Origin of the sequence: Citrobacter sp. RHBSTW-00881, from assembly GCF_013728515.1 — a bacterium.
GTDB lineage: Bacteria > Pseudomonadota > Gammaproteobacteria > Enterobacterales > Enterobacteriaceae > Citrobacter > Citrobacter braakii.
Genome location: NZ_CP056269.1, coordinates 4,297,941 through 4,317,993, shown reverse-complemented (window position 1 = coordinate 4,317,993; position 20,053 = coordinate 4,297,941). Strand labels below are relative to the sequence as shown.

11 protein-coding genes and 2 pseudogenes are annotated in these 20,053 nt (G+C 53.2%); 7 read left to right on the top strand and 6 right to left on the bottom strand.

All coding sequences use genetic code 11. The features are described from left to right. Positions 1-61: 61 nt before the first annotated feature. From HV311_RS20865 to aroP, 3 genes are all read right to left on the bottom strand, one after another. Positions 62-1,012, bottom strand: coding sequence for a glycoside hydrolase family 43 protein (locus HV311_RS20865; RefSeq protein ID WP_191220424.1), 951 nt, complete (start codon positions 1,010-1,012; stop codon positions 62-64). After that, positions 1,012-2,418 (bottom strand): glycoside-pentoside-hexuronide (GPH):cation symporter, encoded by a 1,407-nt coding sequence (locus HV311_RS20860; RefSeq protein ID WP_181634997.1) that lies wholly within the window; start codon positions 2,416-2,418, stop codon positions 1,012-1,014. Before HV311_RS20860 ends, HV311_RS20865 begins: the two co-directional genes overlap by 1 nt. Positions 2,419-2,575: 157 nt before the next feature. Continuing rightward, positions 2,576-3,949 carry an aromatic amino acid transporter AroP gene (aroP, locus tag HV311_RS20855; RefSeq protein WP_087121850.1) on the bottom strand — a complete coding sequence of 458 codons (1,374 nt, stop codon included), beginning with the start codon at positions 3,947-3,949 and terminating at the stop codon, positions 2,576-2,578. A gap of 564 nt (positions 3,950-4,513) precedes the next feature. Here aroP and pdhR point away from each other — a divergent pair. From pdhR to traT, 5 genes and pseudogenes are all read left to right on the top strand, one after another. Continuing rightward, positions 4,514-5,278 carry a pyruvate dehydrogenase complex transcriptional repressor PdhR gene (pdhR, locus tag HV311_RS20850; protein WP_003018699.1) on the top strand — a complete coding sequence of 255 codons (765 nt, stop codon included), beginning with the start codon at positions 4,514-4,516 and terminating at the stop codon, positions 5,276-5,278. Positions 5,279-5,440: 162 nt separating this feature from the next. Next, positions 5,441-8,104 (top strand): pyruvate dehydrogenase (acetyl-transferring), homodimeric type, encoded by a 2,664-nt coding sequence (gene aceE / locus HV311_RS20845; protein ID WP_181634996.1) that lies wholly within the window; start codon positions 5,441-5,443, stop codon positions 8,102-8,104. Between the two features lie 14 nt (positions 8,105-8,118). Continuing rightward, entirely contained in the window at positions 8,119-9,999 is a 1,881-nt protein-coding gene (gene aceF, locus HV311_RS20840; RefSeq protein ID WP_115190992.1) for a pyruvate dehydrogenase complex dihydrolipoyllysine-residue acetyltransferase, read from the top strand. Positions 10,000-10,174: 175 nt separating this feature from the next. Next, on the top strand, positions 10,175-11,599 hold the full coding sequence (gene lpdA, locus HV311_RS20835) for a dihydrolipoyl dehydrogenase (RefSeq protein ID WP_003018686.1): 1,425 nt from the start codon (positions 10,175-10,177) through the stop codon (positions 11,597-11,599). Between the two features lie 58 nt (positions 11,600-11,657). Beyond that, positions 11,658-11,849: pseudogene (gene traT / locus HV311_RS20830) on the top strand (complement resistance protein TraT); the annotation flags it as partial. A gap of 61 nt (positions 11,850-11,910) precedes the next feature. On the opposite strand, the gene HV311_RS20825 reads toward traT, so the two are convergent. Next, entirely contained in the window at positions 11,911-12,705 is a 795-nt protein-coding gene (locus HV311_RS20825) for a DUF2950 family protein (protein WP_153646641.1), read from the bottom strand. 10 nt (positions 12,706-12,715) lie between these two features. Beyond that, a pseudogene (locus HV311_RS20820) lies at positions 12,716-14,324 on the bottom strand (DUF3300 domain-containing protein). Positions 14,325-14,771: 447 nt separating this feature from the next. Between HV311_RS20820 and acnB the strand changes: the two are divergent. Together acnB and yacL are read left to right on the top strand one after the other, a co-directional pair. After that, on the top strand, positions 14,772-17,369 hold the full coding sequence (acnB, locus tag HV311_RS20815) for a bifunctional aconitate hydratase 2/2-methylisocitrate dehydratase (RefSeq protein ID WP_103928916.1): 2,598 nt from the start codon (positions 14,772-14,774) through the stop codon (positions 17,367-17,369). 174 nt (positions 17,370-17,543) lie between these two features. Continuing rightward, positions 17,544-17,906 carry a protein YacL gene (gene yacL, locus HV311_RS20810; RefSeq protein ID WP_075847966.1) on the top strand — a complete coding sequence of 121 codons (363 nt, stop codon included), beginning with the start codon at positions 17,544-17,546 and terminating at the stop codon, positions 17,904-17,906. Positions 17,907-17,989: 83 nt separating this feature from the next. On the opposite strand, the gene HV311_RS20805 is transcribed toward yacL, so the two are convergent. Then, positions 17,990-20,053: a glycoside hydrolase family 36 protein gene (locus HV311_RS20805; RefSeq protein ID WP_213351341.1), complete on the bottom strand. Its 2,064-nt coding sequence runs from the start codon at positions 20,051-20,053 to the stop codon at positions 17,990-17,992.

Genomic DNA, 20,053 nt, shown 5'->3' with positions numbered 1-20,053 from the left:
CTGCGCTTATCCGTCGAGGAAAAAAATTGGCCCGGTCGCTTTGTGCTTGCGGGCCAATCTTTCAAAGCGTATCAGCAGGTGGGATGCCAAAATCTGGCATCCCGTTTTCGTTCCAGCGTACCAGCTTCAGACGAGTGTGGCGGTTTGGGTCGTACAGCGGATCGCCCTCGATTTCAGTGTAATTTCTCGCGTGGTACACCAGCACATCTTCTCCTTCCGGCGTTTGCGTAAAGCTGTTGTATCCCGGCCCGTATTGGCGGTTTTCATAGCTGGTGGTAAAGACCGGGCGCGGCGATTTGTGCCAGTTCTGCGGGTTGAGCGGATCGGCATTGAGATCAATCCACAATAACCCCATACAGTAGTTCTCATCGGTGGCGCTGGCGGAATAGCTGATAAACAGCTTGTCGCCGTGAACCATGACGGCCGGCCCTTCGTTGACCCAAAAACCCCGGCATTCCCAGTCATACTCTGGATGACTGAGCATTACCGGCTCGCCTTTAATCGTCCATGGATTTTCCAGTTCGGCGAGATAGATATTGGAGTTTCCGGCGATATCGGGGGATTTCTGCGCCCACAGATACCACTGTTTTCCCTGATGGTTAAAGGTGGTGGCATCGAGCGCGAAGGTATCAAACTGCGTTTTAATCTGCCCTTTCTCTGTCCATTGGCCGGTCAGCGGATCGGCGTCTGCACATTCGAGCGCAAACATACGGTGCTGGAACATCCCCAGCTTGTCGAGCGCCTGTGTGTGGGCGGCGGCAAAATAGATGTACCACTTGCCTGCCAGATGATGGATCTCAGGTGCCCAGATCAGCTGGCTCATGGGGCCGTTTTCTGGTCTGCGCCAGACGACAACCGGGATAGCGGTGCGTAACCCTTCCAGCGAGTCCGCCCGGCGGATCTCCAGACGATCGTATTCGGGCACTGAAGCAATGAAATAGTAGTGGCTACCGTCACGTAAAATAAACGGGTCGGCACGCTGTTCAATAAAGGGGTTTGGCCACTGATTCATTAGGCTTTCCTTACGTTTTCAGTCGTTTTTATATCGTGGTACTCATTCAGTTCACGGTAGTTGGCGCGGCGCTTTTCTAAATCTGTCTGGATTTGTTGCATAAACTCGCGGTCAACTTTCAGCAGACGAACTACGCCTGCGGTAATCAGGTAGCCTACACCCGGTATGATGGTAAACAGCAGCATAATACCGTTAATGGCGGAGTCGCTTTGCGCTTTCACCCCTGCGTCGTAGCCGTACCAGGAGAGCAGGAAACCAACCATCGCTCCGGCAATCGCCAGGCCCAGTTTCAGGAAGAACAGGTTGCCGGAGAAGCTGATTCCGGTGATACGTTTACCGGTTTTCCACTCGCCGTAGTCATCGACATCTGCCATCAGCGACCAGTGCAGTGGGGATGGGATCTGATGCAGAATGTTGAGCAGGAAGTAAAGCACCATAATCATCATGGTGGCTTTAGGATCGAAGAAGTAAAACGCGCCGGAGAAAATCGCCAGGATGATATTGGTCCAGAAGAAGACTTTCAGTTTGCACCAGCGATCGGTTAACACCTTCGCCAGCATGCTGCCGATCATCATGCCCACAACGCCAAGGCTGATAAACAGCGTTGCGAACTGCGTGCTTTGCTGCATAACCCAGGTTACGTAGTACATGGTGGCGGCCATGCGAATAAAGCCCGGACAGACGTTGCACAGGGTTAACAGCAGGATTTTTACCCACTGATCGTTCTTCCATACGTCTTTCAGGTCGGCTTTTAAATCGTCGTTAGTCGGGACGGCAGGACGTACGCGCTCACGGACGGTTGCAAAGCAAAACAGGAACATACACATGCCGATGAAGGCCAGCACTGCCATCGCCATCTGATAGCCTTTAGCTTTATCTTCCCCGCCAAACCAGTCCGCCATTGGCAGCAAGGTGAGGGAGAGCAGCAGGGTTGCAATTCCTACCAACACAAAGCGATATGACTGGCAGGCGACACGTTCCTTTGGATCGTTAGTGATGACGCTGCCGAGCGAGCAGTAAGGGATGTTGATCGCCGTATAGGTGATAGAGAGCAGGAAGTAGGTGACGAACGCATAGATTACTTTGCTGTTATATGTCCACTCAGGGGTGGTAAACATGAGTACGCTAAATAATGCGTATGGGAAAGCCATCCACAAAAGCCATGGACGAAATCGACCATATTTGCTGCGGGTGCGGTCGGCCATCGCGCCCATAATAGGGTCGGTAACGGCATCTATAACGCGTACTGAGAGCAGTAACACGCCGACCAGGGCCGGTGCCAGGCCAAAAATATCGGTGTAAAAATAGTTAACAAACAACATGATGGCGCCAAAGATGATGTTGCATCCGGCGTCGCCCATTCCATAGCCGATCTTTTCTTTCACCGTGAGCTTACTGGTTTCCATCAACTGCACTCCATTAATAAGATATGGAGATAATTATTGTCTGGCAGAGGTGTTTTTGCGTTGCAGGATAACGCCAGTGATATGGACGAAACAGTCGTGAGTGGGAAAGTGTGAGGCAGGTAACAACCCCCACCTGATGCAGGTGGGGGAGGGAGAATTAATGTGCTTTAGCTACTTTGGCGGTTTTCTGTTTGCACAAATAGCCGATGCCAAGAATGGCAATCCATACCGGGATTAAGTACACCGAAATCGCCATGCCCGGCGTCATCAGCATAATCACCAGCACTGCAGCCATGAAAATCAGACATACCCAGTTACCAAGCGGATAGAGCAACGCCGGGAAACGGGTGGTAACGCCTTGCTGCTGTTTGGCTTTGCGGAACTTCATGTGCGCCAGGCTAATCATTGCCCAGTTGATCACCAGTGCGGAAACCACTAGCGCCATCAGCAGGCCAAAGGCGGATTCCGGTGCCAGATAGTTGATCAGCACACACAGAGCCGTAACCAGCGCGGAGACCAGAATGGTGTTCACCGGTACGCCGCGTTTGTCGACGTTCATCAGCGCTTTTGGCGCGTTGCCCTGCTGTGCCAGACCGAACAGCATACGGCTGTTGCAGTATACGCAGCTGTTATACACAGAAAGGGCAGCGGTCAGCACTACGATGTTCAGTGCATTGGCAACAAAGGTGTCGCCCAGCTCGTGGAAAATAAGGACAAACGGGCTGGTATCAGCCGTGACGCGCGTCCACGGCATCAGGGAAAGCAGAACAGCCAGCGAACCTACATAGAAAATCAGGATACGGTAGATAACCTGGTTGGTTGCTTTGGGAATGCTTTGCTCCGGGTTATCGGCTTCTGCTGCGGTGATCCCGACCAGCTCCAGCCCACCAAAAGAGAACATAATAATAGCCATCATCATCACCAGACCGGTGAAGCCGTGCGGCAGGAAGCCCCCCTGGCTCCACAGGTTACTGACGCTGGCCTGCGGGCCGCCGTTGCCGCTAAACAGCAACCAGCCGCCGAACAGAATCATCGCAACCACGGCAATGACTTTAATAATGGCGAACCAGAACTCCATTTCCCCAAACACTTTCACGTTGGTCAGGTTGATGGCGTTGATCAGCACGAAGAAGGCTGCAGCAGAAACCCAGGTGGGGATCTCCGGATACCAGAACTGGATGTATTTACCTACGGCAGTCAGTTCAGCCATGGCAACCAGGACGTACAGTACCCAATAGTTCCAGCCAGAAGAGAAGCCCGCAAAACCGCCCCAGTATTTATAAGCAAAGTGGCTAAAGGAGCCTGCAACCGGCTCTTCAACCACCATTTCACCTAACTGACGCATAATCAAAAAGGCGATAAAGCCGGCAATTGCGTAACCCAGAATAATACCCGGTCCTGCAGACTGGATAACGGATGCGCTACCGAGGAATAACCCGGTACCAATCGCGCCACCCAGCGCGATTAGCTGTATATGGCGGTTCTTAAGACCGCGCTTGAGCTGATCGCCATGCTGTTGACTTTCCATCATTAAACCTCGTGTGTGGTTTTACTCTTCATATTTCGAGTACTTATTTTTTGAACTACGCAGCAATGCGTGTGTAAGTTTGCAATTCCGTTTGTTGTATTTATTTGTTTACAGATGCTTTATATAAAATGTTGCCTCAGTGCTTTTGTCTTGATCAGAATAATGATATGCGAGCGCGAATGCACCTGCTTTATGCGGGCAAGATGACGAGTTGAATAAAAAGAAACCATTTGTAAATGCGAGTTTATCTACCACAAAATTTCCATTTTGAATTTTTATTCACTAATTGTGGCTAATGTGTCGATAAATAATCAGGTGAATCGGTTCAGATGAGATATTTTTTCGTTTCAATTCCGTTAAAACTACCCCGTGGTGGGTAAATTTAACATTTGTGCATAGTTACATGTTTGAAACGTTATTTCTGTAATGTTGTTAAAATATGCCCCCTTTACTGATTTCAATCAAAACCTGTATGGACAGAAGGTGAATACTTTGTTACTTTAGCGTCAAGAACATGAAATTGGTAAGACCAATTGACTCCGGGCAAATGGCTTAAGACAGGAAATCATGGCCTACAGCAAAATCCGCCAACCAAAACTCTCCGATGTGATTGAGCAGCAGCTGGAGTTTTTAATTCTTGAGGGGACACTTCGCCCCGGAGAAAAACTCCCACCGGAACGCGAGCTGGCAAAACAGTTCGACGTCTCCCGCCCCTCCTTACGCGAGGCGATCCAACGCCTTGAAGCGAAGGGGTTACTGCTTCGTCGTCAGGGCGGTGGCACTTTTGTTCAGAGCAGCCTGTGGCAGAGCTTTAGCGACCCACTGGTAGAGCTGCTCTCCGACCATCCTGAATCCCAGTTTGACCTGCTTGAGACGCGCCATGCGCTGGAAGGTATTGCAGCCTATTACGCTGCACTGCGCAGCACGGATGAAGACAAAACGCGTATCCGTGAACTCCACCATGCGATCGAGCTTGCTCAACAGTCCGGCGATCTTGACGGCGAATCTGACGCGGTACTCCAGTATCAAATTGCTGTCACCGAAGCGGCACATAATGTGGTGCTGCTCCATTTGCTAAGGTGTATGGAGCCGATGCTGGCCCAGAACGTTCGGCAAAACTTCGAATTGCTGTATGCGCGTCGCGAGATGCTGCCGCTGGTGAGCAGTCACCGTACCCGCATCTTTGAAGCAATTATCGCCGGGAAGCCTGAAGAAGCGCGTGAAGCGTCTCACCGTCACCTGGCGTTTATCGAAGAGATTCTGCTGGACAGGAGCCGTGAGGAAAGCCGTCGTGAACGCGCCTTACGCCGTCTGGAGCAACGAAAGAATTAGTGATTTTTCTGGCAGAACGTTAACCAGAAGATGTTGTAAATCAAGCGCTATCGAAAGGCGCGGCAACTAAACGCAGAACCTGTCTTATTACGCTCTCTGGTGAGAACGTAATGGGACAGGTTCCAGATAACTCAACGTATTAGATAGATAAGGAATACCCCCATGTCAGAACGTTTCCCAAATGACGTGGATCCGATCGAAACTCGCGACTGGCTACAGGCGATCGAATCGGTCATCCGTGAAGAAGGTGTTGAGCGTGCTCAGTATCTGATCGACCAACTGCTTTCAGAAGCTCGCAAAGGCGGCGTGAAAGTAGCGGCAGGTGCTGGGGCCAGCAATTATGTAAACACTATTGCCGTTGAAGATGAACCGGAATACCCGGGCAATCTGGAGCTGGAGCGTCGTATTCGTTCTGCTATCCGCTGGAACGCCATCATGACCGTACTGCGCGCGTCTAAAAAGGACCTCGAGCTGGGTGGCCACATGGCATCCTTCCAGTCCTCCGCAACGGTGTATGATGTTTGCTTCAACCACTTCTTCCGTGCACGCAACGAACAGGATGGCGGCGATCTGGTTTACTTCCAGGGCCACATCTCTCCGGGCATCTACGCTCGCGCATTCCTGGAAGGTCGTCTGACTGAAGAGCAGATGAACAACTTCCGTCAGGAAGTACATGGCAACGGCCTGTCTTCCTACCCGCACCCGAAACTGATGCCGGAATTCTGGCAGTTCCCGACCGTATCTATGGGTCTGGGCCCAATCGGTGCAATCTACCAGGCTAAATTCCTGAAATATCTGGAACACCGTGGCCTGAAAGATACCTCTAAACAAACCGTTTACGCTTTCCTGGGCGACGGCGAAATGGATGAGCCAGAATCTAAGGGTGCAATCACCATCGCGACCCGTGAGAAACTGGACAACCTGGTCTTTGTTATCAACTGTAACCTGCAGCGTCTTGACGGTCCGGTCACCGGTAACGGCAAGATTGTTAACGAACTGGAAGGCATCTTCGCGGGCGCTGGCTGGAACGTTATCAAAGTCATGTGGGGCGGTCGTTGGGATGAGCTGCTGCGTAAAGATACCAGCGGTAAACTGATCCAACTGATGAACGAAACCGTTGACGGCGACTACCAGACCTTTAAATCCAAAGATGGCGCATACGTACGTGAGCACTTCTTCGGTAAATACCCGGAAACCGCAGCCCTGGTTGCTGACTGGACTGACGAGCAGATTTGGGCTCTGAACCGTGGTGGTCACGATCCGAAGAAAGTCTACGCTGCACTGAAGAAAGCGCAGGAAACCAAAGGCAAAGCAACTGTAATCCTGGCCCATACCATCAAAGGTTACGGCATGGGTGACACCGCCGAAGGTAAAAACATCGCTCACCAGGTTAAGAAAATGAACATGGACGGCGTGCGTTATATCCGCGACCGTTTCAACGTTCCTGTGACCGATGAGCAGGTTGAAAACCTGTCTTACATCACCTTCCCGGAAGGTTCTGAAGAGCACACTTATCTGCACGCTCAGCGTCAGAAACTGCACGGCTATCTGCCTGCTCGTCAGCCGAACTTCACCGAGAAGCTGGAACTGCCTGCTCTGGAAGACTTCGGTGCGCTGCTGGAAGAGCAGAACAAAGAAATCTCCACCACTATCGCTTTCGTTCGTGCCCTGAACGTGATGCTGAAGAACAAGTCGATCAAAGATCGTCTGGTTCCGATCATCGCTGATGAAGCGCGTACTTTCGGTATGGAAGGTCTGTTCCGTCAGATCGGTATCTACAGCCCGAACGGTCAGCAGTACACCCCGCAGGACCGTGAGCAGGTTGCTTACTATAAAGAAGACGAGAAAGGTCAGATCCTGCAGGAAGGCATCAACGAACTGGGTGCTGGCGCATCCTGGCTGGCTGCTGCGACCTCTTACAGCACCAACGATCTGCCGATGATTCCGTTCTACATCTACTACTCCATGTTCGGGTTCCAGCGTATCGGTGACCTGTGCTGGCAGGCAGGCGACCAACAGGCTCGCGGCTTCCTGGTAGGGGGAACTTCTGGTCGTACGACGCTGAACGGCGAAGGTCTGCAGCACGAAGATGGTCACAGCCATATTCAGTCTCTGACTATCCCGAACTGTATCTCTTACGATCCGTCTTACGCGTACGAAGTTGCGGTCATCATGCACGATGGTCTGGAGCGTATGTACGGTGAGAAACAAGAGAACGTTTACTACTACATCACCACGCTGAACGAAAACTACCACATGCCGGCAATGCCAGCAGGTGCCGAGGAAGGTATCCGTAAAGGTATCTACAAACTCGAAACCCTCGAAGGTAAGAAAGGTAAAGTTCAGCTGCTGGGCTCCGGTTCTATCCTGCGTCACGTGCGTGAAGCAGCACAGATCCTGGCGAACGACTATGGTGTAGGTTCTGACGTTTACAGCGTAACCTCCTTCACTGAACTGGCGCGCGATGGCCAGGATTGTGAACGCTGGAACATGCTGCACCCGATGGAAACTCCGCGCGTTCCGTACATCGCTCAGGTGATGAACGACGCTCCGGCAGTGGCATCTACTGACTATATGAAACTGTTTGCCGAACAGGTTCGTACTTATGTACCGGCTGATGATTATCGCGTACTGGGTACTGACGGCTTCGGTCGCTCTGACAGCCGTGAAAACCTGCGTCACCACTTTGAAGTTGATGCTTCTTATGTGGTTGTAGCGGCCCTGGGCGAACTGGCTAAACGTGGCGAAATCGATAAGAAAGTGGTTGCTGACGCAATCATCAAATTCAACATCGATGCAGATAAAGTTAACCCGCGTCTGGCGTAAGAGGTAAAAGAATAATGGCTATCGAAATCAATGTACCGGACATCGGGGCTGATGAAGTTGAAATCACCGAGATCCTGGTCAAAGTGGGCGACAAAGTTGAAGCTGAACAGTCGCTGATCACCGTAGAAGGCGACAAAGCCTCTATGGAAGTTCCGTCTCCTCAGGCAGGTATCGTTAAAGAGATCAAAGTCTCTGTTGGCGACAAAACTGAGACCGGCAAACTGATCATGATTTTCGATTCCGCCGATGGTGCAGCAGCCGCTGCACCTGCTCCGGCAGAAGAGAAGAAAGAAGCAGCTCCGGCAGCAGCACCTGCTGCGGCAGCGGCGAAAGAAGTACACGTACCGGACATCGGCGGTGACGAAGTCGAAGTTACCGAGGTTATGGTTAAAGTGGGCGACACCGTTGCGGCTGAACAGTCTCTGATCACCGTTGAAGGCGATAAAGCGTCGATGGAAGTTCCGGCGCCGTTCGCGGGCACCGTTAAAGAGATCAAAATCAACACGGGCGACAAAGTGTCTACCGGTTCTCTGATTATGGTCTTCGAAGTTGCAGGCGCAGCGCCTGCTGCAGCACCGGCTCAGGCGGCAGCTCCAGCAGCAGCGGCGGCTCCGGCAGCTTCTGGCTCGAAAGAGGTTAACGTTCCGGATATCGGCGGTGACGAAGTTGAAGTCACTGAAGTGATGGTTAAAGTGGGCGATAAAATTGCCGCTGAGCAGTCACTGATTACCGTTGAAGGCGATAAAGCGTCGATGGAAGTTCCGGCACCGTTCGCGGGCACCGTGAAGGAAATCAAAATCAGCACCGGTGACAAAGTCAAAACCGGTTCTCTGATTATGATCTTCGAAGTTGAAGGCGCAGCTCCAGCTGCCGCGGCTGCTCCAGCCTCTGCAGCTGCACCGGCTCAGGCTGCTAAACCAGCCGCAGCTCCGGCCGCGAAAGCGGAAGGTAAATCTGAGTTCGCTGAGAACGACGCTTACGTTCATGCAACACCGCTGATTCGTCGCCTGGCGCGCGAGTTCGGTGTAAACCTGGCGAAAGTGAAAGGTTCTGGCCGTAAAGGTCGTATCCTGCGTGAAGACGTTCAGGCTTACGTGAAAGACGCTATCAAGCGTGCTGAAGCTGCTCCGGCAGCAGCAGGCGGCGGTATTCCGGGCATGCTGCCTTGGCCGAAAGTGGACTTCAGCAAGTTTGGTGAAATCGAAGAAGTGGAACTGGGCCGTATCCAGAAAATCTCTGGTGCTAACCTGAGCCGTAACTGGGTGATGATCCCGCACGTTACTCACTTCGACAAGACCGATATCACCGATCTGGAAGCGTTCCGTAAACAGCAGAACGCCGAAGCTGAAAAACGTAAACTGGATGTGAAATTCACGCCAGTGGTCTTCATCATGAAAGCCGTTGCCGCCGCTCTGGAACAGATGCCGCGCTTCAACAGCTCTCTGTCTGAAGACGGTCAGCGTCTGACCCTGAAAAAATACATCAACATCGGTGTCGCGGTAGATACGCCGAATGGTCTGGTTGTTCCGGTCTTCAAAGACGTGAACAAGAAGAGCATTACCGAGCTGTCTCGTGAACTGACCACCATCTCCAAGAAAGCGCGTGATGGCAAGCTGACCGCTGGCGAAATGCAGGGCGGTTGCTTCACCATCTCCAGCATCGGTGGCCTGGGTACGACCCACTTCGCGCCGATTGTGAACGCGCCGGAAGTGGCTATCCTCGGTGTCTCCAAGTCCTCTATGGAGCCAGTGTGGAACGGTAAAGAGTTTATGCCGCGTCTGATGATGCCGATTTCGCTCTCCTTCGACCACCGCGTAATCGACGGTGCTGATGGTGCGCGCTTTATCACCATCATCAACAACATGCTGTCTGACATTCGCCGCTTGGTGATGTAAGCGAAAAAGCCGGCCCGACGGCCGGCTTTTTTCTGGTAATCTCATGAAGTCAGTGAGGTTATTGTGCGAAAGACAAATCGGTTGCCGTTTGTTGTTTCAAAATTGTTAACAATTTTGTAAAATACGGGCGGATAGAACGACCCGGTGGACGACGGGTATAAATTAAGAGGTCATGATGAGCACTGAAATCAAAACTCAGGTCGTGGTACTTGGGGCAGGCCCTGCAGGTTACTCTGCTGCCTTCCGTTGCGCAGATTTAGGTCTGGAGACCGTCATCGTAGAACGTTACAGCACCCTCGGTGGTGTTTGTCTGAACGTCGGCTGTATCCCTTCTAAAGCGCTGCTGCACGTAGCAAAAGTTATCGAAGAAGCCAAAGCGCTGGCTGAACACGGTATCGTTTTTGGCGAGCCGAAAACCGATATCGACAAGATTCGTACCTGGAAAGAAAAAGTTATCACTCAACTGACCGGCGGTCTGGCGGGTATGGCCAAAGGCCGTAAAGTGAAAGTGGTTAACGGTCTGGGTAAATTTACCGGGGCAAACACCCTGGAAGTTGAAGGTGAAAACGGCAAAACCGTGATCAACTTTGACAACGCGATCATCGCGGCGGGTTCCCGTCCGATCGAACTGCCATTCATTCCGCATGAAGATCCGCGCGTGTGGGATTCCACCGATGCACTGGAACTGAAAACTGTTCCTAAGCGCCTGCTGGTAATGGGCGGCGGTATTATCGGTCTGGAAATGGGTACCGTTTACCATGCGCTGGGTTCAGAGATCGACGTGGTTGAAATGTTCGACCAGGTTATCCCGGCTGCCGATAAAGACGTGGTTAAAGTCTTTACCAAACGCATCAGCAAGAAATTCAACCTGATGCTGGAAACCAAAGTAACCGCCGTTGAAGCGAAAGAAGACGGTATCTACGTTTCCATGGAAGGCAAAAAAGCGCCTGCTGAAGCTCAGCGTTACGATGCGGTGCTGGTGGCTATCGGTCGTGTACCGAACGGCAAAAACCTCGACGCGGGCAAAGCTGGCGTTGAAGTTGATGACCGTGGCTTCATCCGCGTTGACAAACAGCTGCGTACCAACGTGCCGCACATCTTTGCTATCGGCGATATCGTCGGTCAGCCGATGCTTGCGCACAAAGGTGTTCACGAAGGTCACGTTGCCGCTGAAGTTATCGCCGGTAAGAAACACTACTTCGATCCGAAAGTTATCCCATCCATCGCATACACTGAACCAGAAGTTGCATGGGTTGGCCTGACTGAGAAAGAAGCGAAAGAGAAAGGCATCAGCTACGAAACCGCCACCTTCCCGTGGGCTGCTTCTGGTCGTGCTATCGCTTCCGACTGCGCAGACGGTATGACTAAACTGATTTTCGACAAAGAATCTCACCGTGTTATCGGTGGTGCGATTGTCGGTACCAACGGCGGCGAGCTGCTGGGTGAAATCGGTCTGGCGATCGAAATGGGTTGTGATGCTGAAGACATCGCGCTGACCATCCACGCGCACCCGACTCTGCACGAGTCTGTGGGCCTGGCGGCAGAAGTGTTCGAAGGTAGCATCACCGACCTGCCAAACCCGAAAGCGAAGAAAAAGTAATCTTCCCGCTTTTGTGAAAACGCCTCTTCGGAGGCGTTTTTTTTGCCTGAAAGCTACCAGTTCTGGTAACGTTGCCGCACTGCGCCAGGGCACGTCCGGTATCAAGCTGCAAACCTGCAGCGCGCAGGGCGATCGCGCAAAATACCAGACCCGCGTCGTGTCTAATGCCAACAAAGTGAACCTGAAGTTCGAAGAAGCGAAACCGGTTCTGGAAGCGCAGCTGGCGAAATCCGTCGCTAACATCCTGTAATCTCTCGTGAGTTGGCCGGAGGGGCTTCGCTTCCCCGGTCAACTCACTATTTGACTGGCATTCAGGGCGCTACGGGCTGCCAGTTTTTATCCAGATGATATGCGGTTAACGCCTGGGCTTTCTGTTGTGAATCAACGCCGAGATCGGCCTGGTAGACTTTATCATCACCGTTAATCATAAAACTCATAACACCAGTGTGATCGTAGCTGACGGGCCAGGCAACCATCGCAAAGCCGCTGGTTTTATCGGGAAGGATACGGAAACGATAGCCGTGATAGCCCGTGCCAGGCTCCTGCGGACTAAAGGCCGGGCCAAGCGGGCTTGGCGCTTCGCCGGGCGAAACAGGCCAGTACAGACCATCTTTTTTCCCTTCAGAACTGACAATCTTTTGCGCGTATTTTTGGTTCATCGCAAAGTAGCTTTGCTGAGCATCAACATAGGCGTGTAATGCTTCAATAGCGGCAAGTTCGTTGCGCCCAATCTCACGGGTCAGGATCTCTTCGGCCGCTTCCTTGATATCAAATTGCCAGCCGGAAGCGGTTTTAACAACCGGGATCGGCAGTTGCCAGTCGCTGTCCCCGACCACCAGGTGCGCGCTATTGCCGTCGATGACAGTATTATGGCGGACCTTCCAGTCGCGCAGGAAGCGATCAACCGCATCAGGATCGACGCCTTCCGGTGGCAGAAACTCGCGCCAGTTTTCCCCGAGCAGGTTGTTCATCGCGCTTTCATTCTGCTCGCTTATCGCGGTTGCCAGGGCATCGGTCGCCTGGTCTGGTGTGCTGAAGGATTGCTGTGCCATCGCGGTGGTCGAAACCATGAATAACACCATTCCACTGAGTAGTTTATTTTTCATGTCGCTTCCCTTAACGATGACGGAATTCACGGTGTTCAGCACGGTCGCCGGATAGCTGGCGAGATGGCTGGTTGCGGGCGACCTGCCTGCTTTGAGCCCCTCGCTGCTGCTGCGCCTGCCAACTGGCGGAGCGACTGTCGTTGCCGCTCAGCGCATTGGCCCGCGGCTGGCTGGTACGCTGTTGAAGATTGCGCTGCTGCACGTTGCGTTGCTGCGCTGGTTGCGTGACCCGTTTCTCTTGTCGCTGAGTGGCGGCCTGGCGATGTTCATGTTGCTGAGCGTTTGCCCGTTTTGCCGTTTGCGGTTTGCGGTTTGCTATCGTAACCACGGTAATTATTACGCTGGGAAATTTGCTTTAGCTGTTGGCTGGATGCCTGACGCTGGGCGTCTTTCGTTCCCGTACGCGCCGTCTGGGGGAAGGTTTTCCCCGTTGATTTTTCCATCTGACTCAACGCTGCCTGACGCTGGCTATCACGGTTGACCGGTCTTTGCTGGGTTGAGCTTAGGCCCGTAGCCGTGTTAGTGGAGTGGAAACGGTTATTGAGCTGGCTATTAGGGTACGGCACCCCTTCGCGATAGGTCGGGTTGTGCTGCCAGGTACGGTTGGCATCCGTCAGACGCTGTCCACTGATTTTATTGAAGTTATCAACGTTGATATTGATGTTGTTATCACCGTTGCGGTTATAGCCGCCATGGTTATCCCAGTCATCGTTATGATGGTGATCCCAGTCATCGTCGTCATCCCAGTCGATATTGCTGAAAATGGCATAAGTTGTGGCGACGCCGAGGCTGAAGCCTAAACCGTTAACGAAGCTGTTGCCAAACTGCTCGCCGGGCGTTGGCGGTAGATAGGTTGGCGGATAGGCGGTGTTCGGCCAGGTACCGTAAACCGTATTTGGGTTATAGGTGGGAACGTAAACTACCTGCGGGTCGGCGGATTCAATTTTGATTACCGTTGGGCTTGCTGAGGCGGCGGTCGTGGCTGTTGTGGTCGTTGACTCGCTGGTGACGGTTTTAGCCGGTGCAGCTTTGACCACGGTAGTAACGGTCTGCTGCGGTGTAGATTGCAACGCTCCGGTCTGTTGCGCCAGCGCACGCAGGCGTTGAACGGAATCCATAACCTCTTTCGGCTGCGCAAGGAATGCATCGCCCAGGCTCTGTACCCACGGCGGATTTTCACCCATCAGCGACATCAGCTGTGGAAACGCCACCAGCGATTTCACGCTGGGATCCCAGGGTTGGCTGGCAACGGCCTGAATGGCGGCATCACCCTGCATTTTTGGATTGTCTTTTGACCACTGCGCGGCCTGGATGACGTTGGCCGGGTAGGTTGAGGCCATCAAAATTTGCGACAGCAGTGAATCCGGATAGAGCGCGATAGGCGCAACCCACTGATCGATTTGTGCCGATGTGTACGTAGGGGCTGCGGTGGGCGCTGGTTGGTCGGCCGGGGCAGGGGCCGCTACGGGAGCTGGAGCCGGTGCGGACGGTTGCTGTGCGACGGGGGCTGGAGCTACTGGCTCCGTTGCGCGACTTTTAACGAACATCACGCCAGAGGCGGCAAACAGCCCGGCACTGCACAGAAGGACAAGCAGATGTGGCTTAAAGGGCAACTTCATAAAATGACTCCAACGAGACAAGCGCTGTGCCGTGAGGCGTTCTGTTGCCGCGAGTATTATTCACCCGTGTTAGATAGTTTTGACTTTTATTGGGGATTCACCCAGCAGGTCCGGAAAAAGAGTGTGAAGATTTATTACACAATTATATCTGATGGCTGAAAAATCGCTGGAATATTCAGCATGTCGCGCTTGAAAATCCACCGTTTCACATCGTTTTTAGGGAGCCTAAATTACGCCCCGCCTTGTCGCTACACCATTCTTAACGATTCAGCCAATTTTTTATGTTGCTTTTTTGTAAACGGATTAACACTTAATGAAAATCCTGTTATTGTGCCTTACGCGGTACCGGGCATTTACCCTACTAACTACTGTCTCACAGGAGCGTGAAGAGAATCGCCCATCTACAAAAGCGCCGCATTATGACAATGAGAGCGAGGAGATATCGTCGTGCTAGAAGAATACCGTAAGCACGTAGCTGAGCGTGCTGCCCAGGGGATTGTGCCAAAACCGTTAGACGCAACCCAAATGGCCGCACTTGTCGAGCTGCTGAAGACCCCGCCTGTGGGCGAAGAAGAATTCCTGTTAGACCTGTTGATCAACCGCGTTCCTCCTGGCGTAGATGAAGCCGCTTATGTTAAAGCGGGTTTTCTCGCTGCCGTCGCGAAAGGCGACACCACCTCCCCGCTGGTGACTCCAGAAAAAGCCATTGAACTGCTGGGCACCATGCAGGGTGGTTACAACATTCATCCGCTGATCGACGCGCTTGACGACGCAAAACTGGCGCCGATCGCCGCCAAAGCGCTCTCTTCAACGCTGCTGATGTTCGATAACTTCTACGATGTAGAAGAAAAAGCCAAAGCGGGCAACGAATATGCGAAGCAGGTAATGCAGTCCTGGGCCGATGCCGAATGGTTCCTGAACCGTCCTGCTCTGGCTGAAAAAATCACCGTTACCGTGTTTAAAGTGACGGGTGAAACCAACACCGATGACCTCTCTCCGGCACCGGACGCATGGTCTCGCCCGGATATCCCTCTGCACGCGCTGGCGATGCTGAAAAACGCCCGTGAAGGTATTGAACCGGACCAGCCGGGCGCGGTAGGCCCGATCAAACAGATTGAAGAACTGCAGAAAAAAGGCTACCCGCTGGCTTATGTGGGTGACGTTGTTGGTACCGGCTCTTCGCGTAAATCTGCAACCAACTCCGTACTGTGGTTCATGGGCGATGATATCCCTCATGTACCGAACAAGCGCGGCGGCGGTCTGTGTCTCGGCGGCAAAATTGCACCGATCTTCTTCAATACCATGGAAGATGCGGGCGCACTGCCAATCGAAGTGGACGTTTCGAACATGAACATGGGCGACGTGATTGACGTTTACCCGTTCAAAGGAGAAGTGCGTAACCACGAAACCGGCGAATTGCTGGCAAGCTTTGAGCTGAAAACTGATGTGCTGATCGACGAAGTGCGCGCTGGTGGCCGTATTCCGCTGATCATCGGTCGTGGCCTGACCACCAAAGCGCGCGAAGCGCTGGGACTGCCGCACAGCGACGTATTCCGTCAGGCGAAAGACGTGGCGGAAAGCAGCCGCGGCTTCTCTCTGGCGCAGAAAATGGTGGGCCGCGCCTGCGGTGTGAAAGGTATCCGTCCGGGCGCGTACTGCGAACCGAAGATGACCTCCGTGGGTTCTCAGGATACCACCGGCCCGATGACCCGTGATGAACTGAAAGACCTGGCGTGCCTGGGCTTCTCTGCTGACCTGGTGATGCAGTCCTTCTGTCACACTGCCGCGTATCCGAAGCCGGTTGACGTGACCACGCACCACACTCTGCCGGACTTCATCATGAACCGTGGCGGCGTGTCGCTGCGTCCGGGCGATGGCGTAATCCACTCCTGGCTGAACCGCATGCTGTTGCCGGATACCGTCGGCACCGGCGGTGACTCCCATACTCGTTTCCCGATTGGCATCTCCTTCCCGGCGGGTTCTGGCCTGGTGGCGTTTGCTGCTGCGACCGGCGTGATGCCGCTGGATATGCCGGAATCCGTTCTGGTGCGTTTCAAAGGCAAAATGCAGCCGGGGATTACCCTGCGCGATCTGGTACACGCCATTCCGCTGTACGCGATCAAACAGGGTCTGCTAACCGTTGAGAAGAAAGGTAAGAAAAACATCTTCTCTGGCCGCATCCTCGAAATCGAAGGTCTGCCGGATCTGAAAGTGGAGCAGGCGTTCGAACTGACCGATGCCTCCGCTGAACGTTCCGCTGCTGGTTGTACCATCAAACTGAACAAAGAGCCGATCGTTGAGTATCTGAACTCTAACATCGTTCTGCTGAAGTGGATGATCGCTGAAGGTTACGGCGATCGCCGTACGCTGGAGCGCCGTGTGCAGGGGATGGAAAAATGGCTGGCGGATCCGCAATTGCTGGAAGCCGACTCTGACGCAGAATACGCGGCAGTGATCGACATCGATCTGGCGGATATCAAAGAGCCAATCCTGTGTGCACCGAACGATCCGGACGACGCGCGTCTGCTGTCTGACGTGCAGGGCGAGAAGATCGATGAAGTCTTCATTGGCTCCTGCATGACTAACATCGGCCACTTCCGTGCAGCGGGTAAACTGCTGGATGCACACAAAGGCCAGTTGCCGACGCGTCTGTGGGTGGCTCCGCCAACCCGTATGGATGCGGCGCAGCTGACCGAAGAAGGCTACTACAGCGTGTTTGGTAAGAGCGGTGCGCGTATTGAGATCCCAGGCTGTTCGCTGTGCATGGGTAACCAGGCGCGTGTGGCTGACGGCGCAACGGTGGTTTCGACCTCTACCCGTAACTTCCCGAACCGTTTAGGTACCGGGGCGAACGTCTACCTGGCTTCTGCGGAGCTGGCGGCGGTTGCGGCGCTGATTGGCAAACTGCCGACGGCGGAAGAATATCAGGCCTATGTGGCGCAGGTTGATAAGACGGCGGTGGATACTTACCGTTATCTGAACTTCGACCAGCTGTCTCAGTATACTGAGAAAGCCGATGGTGTGATTTTCCAGACCGCGGTGTAATACGCAAACGCGATTTGTGTAAAAACGCATCAATGCCCGGAGAAGTCTGCTTCTCCGGGCATTTTTATTTCTATTCCTTATACCCGCTACGCTTTTTTTCTGCCGCGCTGCTGCGATAATTACAGCAAGGCGCAATGCGGTATTGGCGCATTGCCGGGAGCAGAGGAAGACATTATGGATTACGAATTTCTGCGCGATATTACCGGAGTGGTAAAAGTGCGTATGTCCATGGGCCACGAGGTGGTGGGGCACTGGTTTAACGAAGAAGTGAAAGAGAACCTGGCCTTACTTGATGAAGTGGAACAGGCGGCGCATGCGGTGAAGGGCAGTGAGCGCTCCTGGCAGCGAGCAGGGCATGAATACACGCTCTGGCTGGATGGTGAAGAGGTGATGGTGCGCGCCAATCAGCTGGAATTCTCCGGAGATGAAATGGAAGAGGGGATGAGCTACTACGACGAAGAGAGCTTTTCACTTTGCGGCGTAGAGGACTTTCTTCAGGTCGTGGCGGCGTACCGCGAGTTTGTACAACAACGCTAATCAACGCGGAGCCACTCGGCTCCGCATTACTATCGGGTGAGCGCTGTGCGCACCCGATAGCCGAGCACTTTTTCGCAGGCCCGTTATCGGGTGTATTCACTGGTAAAAGTAAGGTGAAATAACCTTGCGGTCATCTTTTGGTTCAGAAAAACGCAGGCACCTGACGACTGGAGTATAGGCTGGCAGCGCGACTGTTCGGCCTGGGGATACACGCAGGTGATAGTGGCGAGTTGCGCGAGAGGGACGGTCATCGCTCCTTGTTCGCTGTCCATACGCCATACCGCGAGCCACGCCTCATGCTCGTTACGCAGGCCAAAGGCCAACCACGGTGAGGATAATGTGGGCATACCCAACGGCCAGAAAGGCTGTAGATGCGGAATTTTCTCGCGAAACGTTTTATACAGCGCAATCCCTTCCTGAACCAGCGCAAAACGTTCTTCACTCAACTCCGCCAGATGACCACTCTGATGCACCCGCAGCAGCATGCTGTTAACCATATTCATCACCACTTCTTCCCGATCCCCCTCGCGCAGTGGATAAGACCAGATAGCAGCTTGCTCAGGAGTGACCGCTGACGCTGCGGCGGCAGCGATAGCCGCCATGAGCCGATAGTCGGTTTGATCGGTAACGGATTGAATACTGTGCTGTTGCAGCATCGCGTAATCCATCCGTAAACCACCGCTGCCGCAGTTCTCGATCACCAGTTGTGGGTAGCGTTGCATTGTTTTCTGCAGCCAGGTTAGATAGGCACGGTTATGCTGCAACAGGCCGTCGCCGCTGCTGTCGGCCTGGTAGTCAGTACCGCTGCCTGCATTGATGTTGTAATCCATTTTGATATAGCTAACACCGTAATCCTCGACCAGGCGCGTGATGATCCGTTCGGCATGTTCTTGTACCAATGGGTGGCGGAAATCGAGCTGATAGCGCTGGTGGTCGATAACCCGTTTGCCATGACGCTGGAAAAAACACTCATCGGGCAGCTTTTGCGCCAGCGGACAAGCTATGCCCATGACCTCAAGCTCTAACCACAGACCTGATTTCATCCCTTTGGCGGCAATATACTCAAGCGGTTCGTGGATCCCGCCAGGGAAACGCGCGGATGAAGGCAGCCATTCACCGACGCCATCCCACCATTCACCGTCCGAGTACCAACCGCAATCAATACAGAAATATTCGCAGCCAGCCTTTGCGGCTGCATCAATCAACGGCAGCAACTTTTCAGTCGTAGGGTCACCTGAGAGGCAGTTCATATAATCATTGAAGATCACTGGTAGCTGCACATTATCCTGTGAAGGGCGCATTATTCGTCGACGATAGCGCGTTATCTCTTGTAGCGCCTCTTGCAGCCCGCCGTGTACCTGGCTTACGGCAACAGGCACGGAGGTAAAGGTTTCACCGGGTAGTAGTTGTTTCCACCAGTGATTTTCGTTTTCCGTTGGCCCGCTAGCCTGCAAATAGAGACGATTACGGAAATCACCGATCTCCCATTGCCATGAACCGTTATGCTCAATTTGCCAGAGTAGCGTTGTTCCTGCCGCCGTGTCTTCAAATGCCGCCATAGGAAGATAGCCGATACTGGACCAGGTTCCTGTGTTTTCGATAGCGATACGATTAAGGGAGAAGACATTCACCTTATCCAGCCCAAGCTCTGGTGGTGTGGCGCTTTTCCACTGTGCTTCGCCGTACCAGTTATTATGCGGTAGATGCAGGACGCTATTTTTTTGCCAGGGCAGGCTGTCGATGGCGAACAACGTCAGCGAACTGACATACTCCAGGCCGATAGTATCGGCGCTGGCGTTACGGATATCACACCAGACGCGGCCCGCCTGTAGCCCACGAAAATGCTGTAGATGCCAGCGGGCGTGAACCGCTGGGCTATGTAGATCTATCTCCAGTTTTTTCCCCTGCGCATTTTCGCTTTCCCGATGGGCGTGATAGCGCAGAGAGGAGCCTGGTTCGCTACCGGTATGCTTACGGGCGTGGTGATCGTTTTGATTATGGCCACTGACATGCACCTGAATAAGAGGGAATGCACCCTGTACATCACTCTTTCCGACAAGTAAAAACTGGCTGATATAAATTTGTTGTTCTTCATTTAACTCGAAGGAAATATGAAAGTTATCTTCTTTAAAGTCTATAAAGCTCAT

Bases quoted from the DNA above. Each gene is read 5' to 3' on its own strand.
- HV311_RS20865 (WP_191220424.1), bottom strand. From the start codon at position 1,012: ATGAATCAGTGGCCAAACCCCTTTATTGAACAGCGTGCCGACCCGTTT.
- HV311_RS20860 (WP_181634997.1), bottom strand. From the start codon at position 2,418: ATGGAAACCAGTAAGCTCACGGTGAAAGAAAAGATCGGCTATGGAATG.
- aroP (WP_087121850.1), bottom strand. From the start codon at position 3,949: ATGATGGAAAGTCAACAGCATGGCGATCAGCTCAAGCGCGGTCTTAAG.
- pdhR (WP_003018699.1), top strand. From the start codon at position 4,514: ATGGCCTACAGCAAAATCCGCCAACCAAAACTCTCCGATGTGATTGAG.
- aceE (WP_181634996.1), top strand. From the start codon at position 5,441: ATGTCAGAACGTTTCCCAAATGACGTGGATCCGATCGAAACTCGCGAC.
- aceF (WP_115190992.1), top strand. From the start codon at position 8,119: ATGGCTATCGAAATCAATGTACCGGACATCGGGGCTGATGAAGTTGAA.
- lpdA (WP_003018686.1), top strand. From the start codon at position 10,175: ATGAGCACTGAAATCAAAACTCAGGTCGTGGTACTTGGGGCAGGCCCT.
- HV311_RS20825 (WP_153646641.1), bottom strand. From the start codon at position 12,705: ATGAAAAATAAACTACTCAGTGGAATGGTGTTATTCATGGTTTCGACC.
- yacL (WP_075847966.1), top strand. From the start codon at position 17,544: ATGGATTACGAATTTCTGCGCGATATTACCGGAGTGGTAAAAGTGCGT.
- HV311_RS20805 (WP_213351341.1), bottom strand. From the start codon at position 20,053: ATGAGCTTTATAGACTTTAAAGAAGATAACTTTCATATTTCCTTCGAG.